The organism is Undibacterium pigrum, assembly GCF_003201815.1.
Taxonomy (GTDB): domain Bacteria; phylum Pseudomonadota; class Gammaproteobacteria; order Burkholderiales; family Burkholderiaceae_D; genus Undibacterium; species Undibacterium pigrum.
The window spans coordinates 49,623-61,563 of record NZ_QJKB01000017.1 but is presented as its reverse complement, the minus strand read 5'-3'; the positions used below and the strand labels follow the sequence as shown (position 1 = coordinate 61,563).

The following is an 11,941-nucleotide window of genomic DNA, read 5'->3' as shown; positions in this document are numbered from 1 at the left end:
GCTTCAGTCACCAAAGCAAATACCTATGTCGCGGCCAGTTTGTAAGGTATCGCTATCCATAGGCACGGCTTTCATACGACCGGCCACCTCTTCCAGCGCCACATAATTCACATTCGGAAAAGCCAGCGCCACCATGATGCCGGAATGGCCTTCGTCCAGCGCACGCACGGCCGCAGCACCAAAGCGCATGGCAGACAAACGGTCAAATGCGGTTGGGCTACCGCCACGTAATAAATGACCCAGCACCACAGCGCGCGCTTCCTTGCCGGTCAGGTTTTGCAAGTCATGCGCCAGCCTTTCACCTATGCCGCCCAGTCTTTCCACATGGCCGGCAGCAGCACCTTCCTGCACCACATGCTGGCCGTTCGTCGGCAGTGCTCCTTCGGCTGCCAGTACGATGGAATAATGGCGGCCATTGGTATCGCGGTTGCGTATCATCGCGGCGATTTTTTCTATGTCGTAAGGGATTTCCGGGATGACGATCGCATGCGCATTTGCCGCTATGCCTGAATGCAGGGCTATCCAGCCGGCATAACGCCCCATGACTTCCACCACCATGATGCGTTGATGGCTTTCTGCAGTACTGTGCAGGCGGTCTATGCACTCGGTGGCAAAGGAAACGGCAGTGTCGAAGCCAAAAGTGGTGAAGGTTTTGTCCAGATCATTGTCTATGGTCTTGGGCACACCCACGACACGCAAGCCTTGCAGGTGCAGGGCATTGGCTATCGTCAGCGTGCCGTCACCGCCTATGCAGATCAGGGCATCGATATCCATTTGCTTCAGGTGACGATGGATGTCTGCACTGCGGTCAATTTCCTTGATACTGCCATCTGGCATGGTGGTGGCAAAACGCAGGGGATTGCCATGGTTGGTGGTGCCCAGTATGGTGCCGCCCAGATGCCCTATGCCGCGCACCTGGTCCACCGTCAGGCGTGTCACGCCGTTGTGCGGATAACGCTCAGGCAGCAGGATGCCGTTGAAACCTTCGCGTATGCCATAGCATTCCCATCCACGCAGCTCAGCGGCCAGTACGACAGAGCGTATGACTGCATTCAACCCGGGGGCATCGCCGCCGCCGGTGCTGATGGCTATCCGTCTGATTTTTGTTTTCATGGTGTTTGCTGGTTTTTACCTGAGCTGTGCGTGAGTAAAATCTATAATGCGTTCAATGGTATCTTCAAATAGCGTGTGCCATTGTCTTCTGCTGCGGGCAAGGCACCTGCGCGGATATTGACCTGTATGGCGGGGATTAACAGATAAGGCATTTCCAGCCCGCTGTCGCGTTTCTTGCGCAAGGCAACAAAGTCAGCTTCGCTGACGCCATCACGCACATGGATGTTTTCTGCTTTTTGTCTGGCGACCGTGGTGTGCGTGCAAACCTCACGCCCGGCAGGCGGGTAGTCGTGACAAAGATACAGTCTGGTCTCAGGCGGAAAGGACAGCAGCTTTTGTATGGACTGGAATAACTGGCTGGCATCACCACCAGGAAAATCGCAGCGCGCCGTACCCACATCAGGCATGAACAGGGTGTCGCCAATAAAAATGCAGTCACCGATCAGGTAAGCCATGTCCGCCGGGGTATGACCAGGCACAGAGAGCGCTTGAGCCTGCAACTGGCCGATAGAAAATTTTGCGTCTGCAGCAAACAAGACATCGAACTGCGCGCCATCTACCGGAAATTCTGCCTCCAGATTGAACAGGCCTTTAAAGACTTTTTGTACTTCCGAGATTTTTTCACCAATGGCAATCTTGCCACCGGCTTTTTCCTGCAGATAGCGTGCTCCCGATAAATGATCCGCATGGGCATGGGTTTCCAGCAGCCATTGCAAGCTCAGCTTATTGGTGGCAAGAAAATCAATGACCTCATCGACAGACCGGGTCGTGGTACGCCCTGACTTGGGTTCGTAATTCAGCACAGGATCTATCACGGCCGCATGGCCGCCAGGCGCATCGAACACGATATGGGTAGCCGTGCAGGTTTGCGTATCGAAGTAGCTTTGTACTTTAGGATTCATGATGGGCTCGATTGGGCATACTCAATGATAGCAAAAATGTTGCAGATTTTAACAATGCCATGCATGAACAGGCTCAAAGGTCTGTTCTGACTCGACGGGCTTGCTAGCAAGGAATACACTAGCGCATATTTTTAGATTTAGGACTTACGCAAAACCGCCCCAGCTGCGTTGCAGCTCCTAGCCGTACTATTCGTACTGTCTTCGTCGCTACGGTGTAGTCGGTGTTTCAGACAATATATTGTCTGCCGACGAAACGAACATCCCTTACAGGGGATGTTTCCCAGAGCGCTAGCCTTGCTGGGACAATTTTGCGTAAGTCCTAATTTTCATGCTTATTTATTGACATGCTGATATCTATGGCGGAATTGATGGTAGTACTCATCGGTGCGGTGGTGGGTCTGGTCATGGGGCTGACCGGGGCGGGTGGCGGCATACTGGCCGTGCCTGCGCTGGTGTACACCCAGGGTTTCAGCATGCAACAAGCCATGCCCATGGCCTTGCTGGCGGTCAGCAGTGCCGCCATGATAGGGGCTATGGAAGGCCTGATGCGCAAGCTGGTACGTTACCGCGCTGCCATCCTGATGGCTGTTGCTGGCAGCCTGCCCACTTTGCTGGGTGTGCGGGTGGCTCAGCACATGTCGCAGCAGGCGTTGATGCTGGTATTTGCCCTGGTACTGGGCGTGGTGGCGATACGCCTGATCGTGCAGTTGCGCTCACCTGATTGTGATGACGACAAGCGCGCTGCCATGGCACGTATCAATAGCAGTACCGGGCGGTTTGACTGGACTTTCAAGACTGGCGCAGTCATCGCAGGCATAGGTGCGGTGTCCGGTTTCATGACTGGTTTGCTGGGCGTGGGCGGTGGTTTTATCATCGTCCCCATGCTCAGGCATTACACCAATGCCAGCATGCATGTGGCGGTGGCCACCTCATTGCTGGTGGTCAGTATCGTCGGTAGCATGGGGGTGGGTTCGGCCCTGCTGAGTGGCGCACATCTTCCGCTAACGCTGTCGGCCCTGTTTGTCGTGACTACGGTAGCCGGCATGTTGCTGGCCAGGCGCATTGCGGTAAGTCTGTCACCGAAAAAAGTGCAGATGATCTTTGTTGCCGTGCTGGTTTGTGTCGCCTCCAGCCTGGTGTATCGCGCAATAGCTTAATTTGCTGGATTAATTAAGACTACGGTTGTTGTTTATACCATTCATGCCATTCAGAACGGCAGCCTGGGATTCCAGTTGCCGTGCCACATTGCCGCACACCAGGTCACACAAGGCATAAATCGATTCATCGGCGATATGGTAATAGACAGAAGTACCACGGCCTTCGCGTGCCACCAGGCCATGCTTGGCCAGGGTAGACAGATGGCGTGAGACATTCGCCTGGGAGCAGGAGCATCGTTCAGCCAGTTCACCGACATTGTGTTCTTTTTCGCGCAGGCAATTCAGGATACGCAAGCGCGTAGGCTCAGCCAGCGCCGAAAAATATTGGGCAATCTGTATCAATGCCTGATCAGATAATCCGTCCATAACAATCAATGTGGTAGTGAGAATATTTGTATCATACCCCTAGTAAGAAGATTGTACATGCTTAATCTACTATTTGCGTAATTGCGCAAATAAGCATATTATGCGCATGATCTTATTTATGGCTAGTACAAAAGATTTCCGCAAAAAATGCCATTTTTTCACGAGGCTATCTACATGATTTCCAGATCTTGCACATCCTTGGCGCACCTGGTAACGAAGCAAGTGCTAGTATGGGCGACTGTTTTGCTGGCGTCGCAAGTCGTAGCTGCTAGTCTTGATGTGGTTGAAGTCAGGTCCAGCCTTAACTCTGGCAACATTAGCGCGGACGGTGTGGTCGAAGCTGTACGGCAAACAGTCATTGCAGCACAGGTGTCTGGTGCCATTACAGATTTACCCGTCAAAGCGGGTGACAGCATAAAAGCCGGACAAATGTTGGCGCGCCTGGATGGCAGCGCCGCCAGCCAGCAGGCCAATGCCAGCCAGGCCCGGGTCGAGGCTGCACGCGCCAGCCTGCAAGTGGCGAGCAAGGATTATGAAAGACAGAAACAATTGTTTTCTCGTCTATACATCAGCCAGGCGCAACTCGATCGTGCTGAGGCACAGTTCAATTCTGCGACAGCAGATGCCAATTCACTCATTGCTCAGGCTGGCGCAGTGCAAACACAATCAGGTTTTTATAAACTGACCGCTCCCTATACGGGCCGCATCGCGGATGTCTATATCAGCCACGGTGATATGGTGACGCCAGGAAAGGCATTGATGGCTGTGTTTGACCCCAGGGCCCTGCGGGTGACTGCAACGCTGCCGGAAGCACAGCTCGCCAGGCTGGCGCATGATCAGGCAATCACTATAGAGATCCCCGCTTTGCCTGCAGAACTGCGCCTCATCAAAGTAGACAAATTCATCATTTTGCCAGTAACGGATGCCAGCACCCATACGGTGCAATTACGCCTGGATTTGCCGCCACTCAATGGACTGGCGCCAGGTATGTTCGCACGCTTGCAATTCCCGGCCAAGGCGATGGTGAAAAGTGAGGATGCGCGTTTGTATGTACCTGTCAAAGCAGTTATCCGCAGGGCAGAATTGCATGCCGTCTATGTCATCAATCCGCAAGGCCGGGCCATGCTACGGCAGATCAAGCCAGGTCCTCTCTCTGGTAGTGAGCAGGAAGTGCTGGCGGGAGTTTCTGCGGGTGAAAAAGTGCTGATCAATCCCCTGGCTGCAGCCCAGCCGCATTAAGGAGATTTCATGCCTGCACAATTGGGATACTCTGGCCGCATCGCACAATATTTTCAAACGGCACAAATAACACCCTTGCTGGCCTTGCTGGCTTTTTTACTTGGGGTGTTTGCCGTCATCGTCACTCCGCGTGAAGAAGAGCCGCAAATCAATGTGACGATGGCGAATGTCTTGATCCCATTTCCAGGTGCATCGGTGGCACAGGTAGAGCAGCAAGTCGCGATACCGGCTGAGCAAGTCCTGGGACAAATTGCCAATGTCGAACACGTAATGTCTGTATCGCGACCAGGCATGGCCATCATGACAGTGCAATTTGAAGTTGGTGTGCCGCGCACCGAAGCGCTGGTGCGTTTGTATGATGTTGTGCACAGTAATCGCGACTGGTTGCCCGCCAAACTGGGCACGCTGGAAGCCATTGTCAAACCCAAGGGCATAGATGATGTACCGATAGTCGCACTGACTCTATGGAGCAAGAATCCGCAGGTCGCAGCCTATGATCTGGAAAGGGTGGCCCATAGCATGGAAGCCGACCTCAAACGGGTCAAAGGGACACGCCAGATCAGCACCATAGGCGGTTCTGGCCACGCTATCAATATTGAACTTGATCCAGCGAAGCTCGCAGCGAACGGCCTGACCGTCACAGACTTGCAAGCCAGCTTACAAGCAGTGAATCTGGGCTCGCCAGTTGGTGAGCTGACGCTTGCCAATCAGAGCATCGCCCTTGATGCCGGGCCATTTTTACAAGATGCACGTGCTGTGTCTGAAGTGGTGGTTGGTGTCAAGGCAGGCAAGCCCATTTTCATGAGTGACATCGCCAGGATAGTCGACGGCTCTTTACCAGGCAGTAGTTATGTCTGGCATGGTCAGGCCGGCAAGGATGCTGCTGAGTATCCCGCGGTCACCATCGCCATCGGCAAGCAGCCTGGCCAAAATGCAGTCGCTGTTGCAGATGCCATTCAACTGCGAGTAGCTGAGTTACGCAATACCTTGATACCGGATGGTGTTGAAATCAGCATGACGCGCAACTATGGCCAGACTGCTGACGACAAGGCAAAAAAACTCATACAGAAATTATTGTTCGCCACTGTATCGGTTGTGGCGCTGGTCTTCATTGCACTGGGACGGCGCGAAGCAGCGATCGTCGGTACGGCAGTGATCCTGACATTGACCGTCACCCTGTTTGCATCCTGGGCCTGGGGTTTTACCTTGAATCGTGTATCGCTTTTTGCCCTGATTTTTTCCATCGGTATCCTGGTTGACGATGCCATCGTCGTCGTTGAAAACATACACAGGCACCAGACACTCTTCCCGGACAAGTCACTGACTGAAATCATACCTGCTGCTGTCGACGAAGTTGGCGGCCCGACTATCCTGGCGACGCTGACAGTGATCGCAGCACTTTTGCCCATGGCCTTTGTCAGCGGACTCATGGGGCCGTACATGAGTCCCATACCCATCAATGCCAGCATGGGCATGTTATTGTCGCTGGCGATAGCCTTTATCGTCACGCCCTGGCTGGCGCGCATCTGGATGAGAGGTGAGGGCGGTACACACGAGAGTCCGTGGCAGAAGACGCTGGCGGGTATGTTTATCAGGGTATTCCGGCCTTTCCTTGATGAAAGCAAGGGACGCATGAATAGCTGGAAACTGACGCTAACTATTTTTACACTCATCGCCATGTCGGTGATCCTGCCAGTGCTTGGCTGGGTGCAATTGAAGATGCTGCCATTTGATAATAAATCAGAGTTCCAGGTCATCGTCGATATGCCAGCAGGTACGCCAGTAGAAAAAACCGCAGCAGTATTACGAGAACTGGGTACTTACCTGGCCAGAGTGCCGGAAGTGGCTCATTACCAGGCCTATGCAGGTATAGCAGCGCCGATCAATTTCAATGGCCTGGTACGCCAGTATTATTTGCGTACTGGTGGTGATGTCGGAGACCTTCAAGTCAATCTGGTAGACAAACAGAAACGCAGTGAACAAAGCCATGTCATTGCCAGCCGCTTGCGCCCGGCACTGCAAGAAATCGGCAGGCGCTATGCCGCGAATGTCAAAGTGGTGGAAGTGCCGCCTGGCCCGCCAGTGATGGCAGCCATCGTGGCTGAAATTTATGGGCCAAGCGATGATGGCAGGCAGCAAGTTGCCAAAGCCGTACGAGCGGTGTTCAATAAGACGGCAGGTGTGGTGGATGTGGACGACAGTAGTATCACCAGTGCGCCACGCAAAATCTTGCTGATAGACCAGCGCAAGGCTGCTGCACTGGGTATCAGTCAGTCCACCATCGTAACGACGCTACGTACTGCCTTGCATGGTGAAGCGGCCAGCTATCTGCACGATCAAAGCAAATTTGCGACGGCCATACAATTGCAATTGCCAGTAACTGAACAAGGTAGTCTGGACAGCTTGCTAAGTCTGAGTGTCAGGTCAGCACAGGAGCGACTGGTGCCTGTGCGTGAGCTGGTCAATGTCTCTGACACTCTGCGCGAACAGCCCGTGTTTCACAAAGACGGCTTGGCCGTCAACTATGTCTTTGCTGACATGGCTGGTGCGATAGACAGCCCGCTTTACGGTATGTTTGCCATGCGTGCTGAGATTGCAAAAATCATCGCACCGGATGGCGGCAAGCTGAATGAATTTTTTATCCATACCCCGTCTGACCCCTACCGTGGTTTCAGCCTGAAATGGGATGGTGAATGGAAGGTCACCTATGAAACCTTCCGCGACATGGGCGCTGCCTATGGCGTTGGCCTGATCTTGATTTACCTGCTGGTTGTGGCGCAATTTGGGTCTTACCTGACGCCACTGATCATCATGATTCCCATACCACTGACCATCATCGGCGTCATGCCGGGTCATGCCTTGCTGGGTGCACAATATACTGCAACCAGCATGATAGGCATGATAGCCCTGGCGGGTATCATCGTCCGGAACTCTATCCTGTTGGTGGATTTTATCCATGTGCAGGTGGCGAAAGGCATGGCATTCAAGGACGCAATAGTCAGCTCGGCCATCACGCGTGCTCAGCCGATTGCCTTGACCGGTTTTGCAGCCATGCTGGGCGCTTTCTTCATTCTTGATGATCCGATTTTCAATGGCCTGGCGATTTCGCTGATCTCCGGCATTTTTGTCTCCACCTTGCTAACCCTGGTGGTGATACCCCTGTTGTACTACCGCGCTTATAAAAACCATCCTGATTTTCAACAAGGAGCTCCATCATGACCAGTTGGCAAATCGTACGCATCATTGCAGGCTGCTTTATCCTCTTAAGTCTGGCGCTGGGCATACCCGGTAGCCCGCTGTTTCTTGACCAATGGTGGCTTGCCTTTACCGCCTTCGTGGGCATCAACCTGTTGCAGAGTGGTTTTACCAAATGGTGCTTGATGGAAACCATGATGCGCAAGCTCGGTGCAAGAGCGGGCAACTAAGAAGGCGCAGCACTAGCCCTTGATGGAAAAATGGATGCGTGAATTTGGTGCTGCGAGTTTGTCGCTCAGGCGCCGGCCGGGGTCTTTTCGCCTGCCTTGTAATTTGCGGGTATTGAGCAAAATGGCTTGCTGTTTTTCGCGGCGATCAGCACTGCGTCGGTTTTCAATTTGACGACGCTCGACATCTGGCCAGGTGGCTTCCTCACTGGCAGATTTACCATCATGTGCTTGCCCATGCGAAACTTGGCGGCGGTACTGGCTGGTGGCATGCGGCGTTTCTGCGGCTTGCTCGAAGATACGGAATACTTTCAATGGAAACATGACATAAGTGCTTGTAGTAAGGCTGTTCGCTCTTAGAACGGTCAAATTGCCTAAAACTTTAGCAGCCCACTTTTGCCGGTGCACTCCAGTTCCAGAAGAATTTCCAGGGTGAAATGTTTTTGCAGCTTAGACTTTTAATTGGAAAGGTGTGAAATTGGTATCTTTGTCATAATAGTCTTCATTCTCTTTACGCTTCAGGAAAGCAACGACTTTATAAGTCACCGGTGTCATGACAACTTCCCAGCTGGTTTTCAAAATATATTGTGCCACCATGACTGTGACTAACTGGCTGTCTGACCAGATACCATAAAAGGCAATCACATAAAACAGGCTGGAATCGACAAACTCGCCACAGATGGTCGAGCCTATAGTGCGCATCCACAAATGCCTGCCCTGCATCGCCAGCTTCATCTTGGCCAATACATAGCTGTTGACAAAACTGCCACACCAGAAGGCCGTGACTGAGCCCAGGATGATCCTGGGGGTATTGCCAAATACTGCATTCAGATGGGTCTGGTATTCGGTATTGAAAGGGTCTGCTGCCGGTGTCAGTGCCAGCACCACCATGGACATGATGGCGGCAAACAGCACCGCACCAAAGCCCGCCCAGATCACACGGCGGTCACGGCCATAGCCATAGACTTCAGTCAGCACATCGCCAAAAATATAAGAGATGGGGAAAAACAGCACACCGGCACCAAAAGTGACCGTCCCCAGCACAGGCAGGGTCACCTGCGCCGCTTTGGCTGCCCCGATCAGGTTGGAGCACAGCAAGACCGTCACAAAAGCGGCCATAACAAAGTCATAATATTTATAACTGGCAAGTGAACGTGTCATCAGATTTATCCTGGAATATCGCTATCGTTATTATGTTTGCAAGCAAAGAGAGTCTTCAGGCATATTCATGCAGGTTGCGCAAACTTGTCAACCTGGCCCGGTGTTTTTGTTGGAAAATGCGCTATCGCATTTTGCTACAATGAGCTTAGTCCAGTTCAATCCAGTTTTTAAGTGTTTACATGTGCGCAGCTTCAACGACGGTCAATGTCCCGGTAGAACAATTATGCATAGGCTTGTATGTGCATCTTGATATTTCATGGCTGGAGCATTCTTTTGCCCTGAACAGTTTCAAGATCAAGAGCCAGGAAGAAATCAATGCGATCAAGCACCTGGGTTTGAAAACCATCAGGGTCAGCCCGGCCAAGTCAGATAATCGTCCATTGCCGCCGCAGCCCAAATCTGCAGATATGGCAGAGCCTGAGCCTGCCATCGTACATACGCCAGAAGAACTGGCGCTGATCGCAGAAAAAAAAGCACGCATAGAACGACTGATCAAGGAGCGTAACGACATCGCTCAATGTGAAAAGCAATTGCTGAAGGCAGCCAATACACTCAAGAACATTACCAGGAACCTGTTTTCACGACCGCAAGAGTCAGTGCGGGAAGCGGACCAACTGGTGCAGCAAATGCTGGATTCCTTGCTGGTTGATAAAGACATTGCCATCCATCTCATGAACGACAAGATCGTTGGCGAAGAGTCTTATTATCATTCCCTGAATGTCGCTGTACTGACCATGATGCTGGCGAAGGAATTATCTTTCCCGGCAGACGACATCAAGCAACTAGGCATGGGTTGTATGTTCCATGACATAGGCAAGATAGAAATCCCTGACCGTATCGTCAACAAGACTTTTGCACTGACCAAGGCCGAGCAAAATCTCTTGCAGATGCATAGCCATTATGGACAGCAAATCGCCGAGAAGCTGAACTTGTCCAAAGGCGCGACAGATATCATCGCCCAGCATCATGAAATGGTGGATGGCAGTGGTTATCCGCAGCAACTCAAGGCTGAACGCATCTCGCCACTGGCACGCATAGTCGCTATTACCAATGCCTACGATAATCTGTGTAATAAACCAAATCCGGCAGATTCACTGAGCCCGTATGAAGCCATGTCATATATGTTTGCCCATCAGCGCAAGCAATTCGATGCCCCTGCACTGAACCTCTTCATACGCTGCATGGGCGTGTATCCGCCAGGCACCATCGTCAAGCTCAGTGATGGCACTCTCGGCATGGTGGTGGCGGTGAATTCTGGCAAGCCGCTGCGTCCCAGCGTCTTGATTTACGACCCCAGTGTGCCCAAGTCCGAAGCCATCATCATCGACCTGATACACGAACCCATACTCGACATCACGTCCAGCCTCAAGCCCGGCCAGTTGTCGCCAGAAGTGTATGACTACCTGAGTCCACGCAAGCGCATGACTTATTTCTTTGATACACAAAAAGCAGAAAATCAGCGCAAGCCATAGTAGAATTATTGGCATTCATAAATGCCAATAATTCTACTGAAGGGACTCTCATGCGCAAGAAGCAGCTACTGCAATACATCCTGATCGCAGTGACATTTGCTGGCCTCGCCAGCAGCAGTTGCGCCGCATCGAATGAGAGCTTGCGTGCCATGTACGAGGCAGATCAGAGCGAGCGCAAATCAGTACAGAATGACTTTTCACACATCATCAATAATGACAGGGATAGACGTGCTGCGGTCCTGCTCATGCTGCAAACTGCGAAACTGAATAGTGCAGAAGATTATTTTCACGCAGCCATGATTTACCAGCATGGCACGACGCTGGAAGATATACGCCTCGCATACAGTCTCATCAATATTGCCGTGACTCTCCAGGCTGATCAGGTGCGTTACCAGCGTCTGCGCGCTTTGGCCTGGGACAGAATGATGATGATGTTGAACAAGCCGCAGTGGTATGGTTCGCAGACTATCCAGCATGGTAGCCTGCAGCCATGGAAATTATATGAAGTCGATGAAACAGCAGTGACGGACCAGGAAAGAAAAGCACTGGGCATACCCACGCTGGCAGAAGCCAGGGCAGATGTGGCCAGACGCAACGCCGATCTGGAAAAAGAACGGAAGCCAGAGACTGAAAAACCAAAAGAAAAAACGACCATCAAACCTGCCGTCGTCAGTTTCCAGCGTGATCCTGGTACAGGGCATCAGTTGCTGGCCATTGATCGCTGCCTGGCCATGTTCTGGATACGACTCAGCGACAGAGGGCTGACAGAAAAATTGATGGCACAACAAAGAACTGCCCAGCCACGCATGATGGTGCTGCGCAAGGAAGAAAGAGATGTGCTTGCCCTGCTGGATGGAAAAACCAAATTGATTTATCCGGAAATGAGTGGCGAAGCCTGCTTTTTTGATTATGTCGCTTATGCAGATGAAAATCGCCATCTGGTCCTGGACCTTATGCTGGATGACAAGGTCGTGCCCGGTCCTACTTATGAAGTGAAACCGTACAAATATTTTCGCATCAGACTGGGGCAACTGGATGCGGATTTACAAGGCAGGCAAGTTAAATTATTGACCGCCGAAAAAATCAAGCATGAAGACCTGGGGCAGTGA

11 protein-coding genes are annotated in these 11,941 nt (G+C 52.1%); 6 read left to right on the top strand and 5 right to left on the bottom strand.

What is annotated here, in order from left to right:
• Nucleotides 1-3: 3 nt before the first annotated feature.
• Both DFR42_RS26440 and DFR42_RS26435 read right to left on the bottom strand, forming a co-directional pair.
• Entirely contained in the window at nucleotides 4-1,113 is a 1,110-nt protein-coding gene (locus DFR42_RS26440; protein WP_110258071.1) for a 6-phosphofructokinase, read from the bottom strand.
• Between the two features lie 41 nt (nucleotides 1,114-1,154).
• Nucleotides 1,155-2,015, bottom strand: coding sequence for an MBL fold metallo-hydrolase (locus DFR42_RS26435; RefSeq protein ID WP_110258070.1), 861 nt, complete (start codon nucleotides 2,013-2,015; stop codon nucleotides 1,155-1,157).
• A gap of 344 nt (nucleotides 2,016-2,359) precedes the next feature.
• On the opposite strand from DFR42_RS26435, the gene DFR42_RS26430 reads away from it, so the two are divergent.
• A complete protein-coding gene (locus DFR42_RS26430; RefSeq protein ID WP_110258069.1) occupies nucleotides 2,360-3,172 on the top strand; it encodes a sulfite exporter TauE/SafE family protein in 813 nt (270 codons plus the stop codon).
• Between the two features lie 9 nt (nucleotides 3,173-3,181).
• Here the strand turns inward: DFR42_RS26430 and DFR42_RS26425 are convergent, their stop codons facing one another.
• Nucleotides 3,182-3,538, bottom strand: coding sequence for an ArsR/SmtB family transcription factor (locus DFR42_RS26425; protein WP_110258068.1), 357 nt, complete (start codon nucleotides 3,536-3,538; stop codon nucleotides 3,182-3,184).
• 174 nt (nucleotides 3,539-3,712) lie between these two features.
• Between DFR42_RS26425 and DFR42_RS26420 the strand changes: the two genes are divergently transcribed.
• Genes DFR42_RS26420 through DFR42_RS26410 form a run of 3 tightly spaced genes read left to right on the top strand, consistent with a single transcriptional unit; the run spans nucleotide 3,713 to nucleotide 8,202 of the window.
• Nucleotides 3,713-4,777, top strand: a complete 1,065-nt coding sequence (locus DFR42_RS26420) for an efflux RND transporter periplasmic adaptor subunit (RefSeq protein ID WP_170133703.1) — start codon at nucleotides 3,713-3,715, stop codon at nucleotides 4,775-4,777.
• A gap of 9 nt (nucleotides 4,778-4,786) precedes the next feature.
• Complete coding sequence (locus DFR42_RS26415) at nucleotides 4,787-7,996, top strand: efflux RND transporter permease subunit (protein ID WP_110258066.1); 3,210 nt, start codon at nucleotides 4,787-4,789, stop codon at nucleotides 7,994-7,996.
• A complete protein-coding gene (locus DFR42_RS26410) occupies nucleotides 7,993-8,202 on the top strand; it encodes a YgaP family membrane protein (protein WP_110258065.1) in 210 nt (69 codons plus the stop codon). The genes DFR42_RS26415 and DFR42_RS26410 overlap by 4 nt, the downstream gene beginning before the upstream one ends.
• Before the next feature lie 12 nt (nucleotides 8,203-8,214).
• On the opposite strand, the gene DFR42_RS26405 is transcribed toward DFR42_RS26410, so the two are convergent.
• The gene (locus tag DFR42_RS26405; RefSeq protein ID WP_110258064.1) at nucleotides 8,215-8,523 is read right to left on the bottom strand and encodes a hypothetical protein; all 309 of its coding nucleotides are present in this window, start codon (nucleotides 8,521-8,523) and stop codon (nucleotides 8,215-8,217) included.
• Nucleotides 8,524-8,649: 126 nt separating this feature from the next.
• On the bottom strand, nucleotides 8,650-9,360 hold the full coding sequence (locus tag DFR42_RS26400) for a queuosine precursor transporter (RefSeq protein WP_110258063.1): 711 nt from the start codon (nucleotides 9,358-9,360) through the stop codon (nucleotides 8,650-8,652).
• A gap of 179 nt (nucleotides 9,361-9,539) precedes the next feature.
• On the opposite strand from DFR42_RS26400, the gene DFR42_RS26395 reads away from it, so the two are divergent.
• On the top strand, nucleotides 9,540-10,832 hold the full coding sequence (locus DFR42_RS26395; protein ID WP_110258062.1) for a cyclic di-GMP phosphodiesterase: 1,293 nt from the start codon (nucleotides 9,540-9,542) through the stop codon (nucleotides 10,830-10,832).
• A gap of 50 nt (nucleotides 10,833-10,882) precedes the next feature.
• The gene (locus DFR42_RS26390) at nucleotides 10,883-11,941 is read left to right on the top strand and encodes a hypothetical protein (protein WP_110258061.1); all 1,059 of its coding nucleotides are present in this window, start codon (nucleotides 10,883-10,885) and stop codon (nucleotides 11,939-11,941) included.

Coding starts and splice junctions, on each gene's coding strand:
- DFR42_RS26440 (WP_110258071.1), bottom strand. CDS start 1,113: ATGAAAACAAAAATCAGACGGATAGCCATCAGCACCGGCGGCGGCGAT.
- DFR42_RS26435 (WP_110258070.1), bottom strand. CDS start 2,015: ATGAATCCTAAAGTACAAAGCTACTTCGATACGCAAACCTGCACGGCT.
- DFR42_RS26430 (WP_110258069.1), top strand. CDS start 2,360: ATGCTGATATCTATGGCGGAATTGATGGTAGTACTCATCGGTGCGGTG.
- DFR42_RS26425 (WP_110258068.1), bottom strand. CDS start 3,538: ATGGACGGATTATCTGATCAGGCATTGATACAGATTGCCCAATATTTT.
- DFR42_RS26420 (WP_170133703.1), top strand. CDS start 3,713: ATGATTTCCAGATCTTGCACATCCTTGGCGCACCTGGTAACGAAGCAA.
- DFR42_RS26415 (WP_110258066.1), top strand. CDS start 4,787: ATGCCTGCACAATTGGGATACTCTGGCCGCATCGCACAATATTTTCAA.
- DFR42_RS26410 (WP_110258065.1), top strand. CDS start 7,993: ATGACCAGTTGGCAAATCGTACGCATCATTGCAGGCTGCTTTATCCTC.
- DFR42_RS26405 (WP_110258064.1), bottom strand. CDS start 8,523: ATGTTTCCATTGAAAGTATTCCGTATCTTCGAGCAAGCCGCAGAAACG.
- DFR42_RS26400 (WP_110258063.1), bottom strand. CDS start 9,360: ATGACACGTTCACTTGCCAGTTATAAATATTATGACTTTGTTATGGCC.
- DFR42_RS26395 (WP_110258062.1), top strand. CDS start 9,540: ATGTGCGCAGCTTCAACGACGGTCAATGTCCCGGTAGAACAATTATGC.
- DFR42_RS26390 (WP_110258061.1), top strand. CDS start 10,883: ATGCGCAAGAAGCAGCTACTGCAATACATCCTGATCGCAGTGACATTT.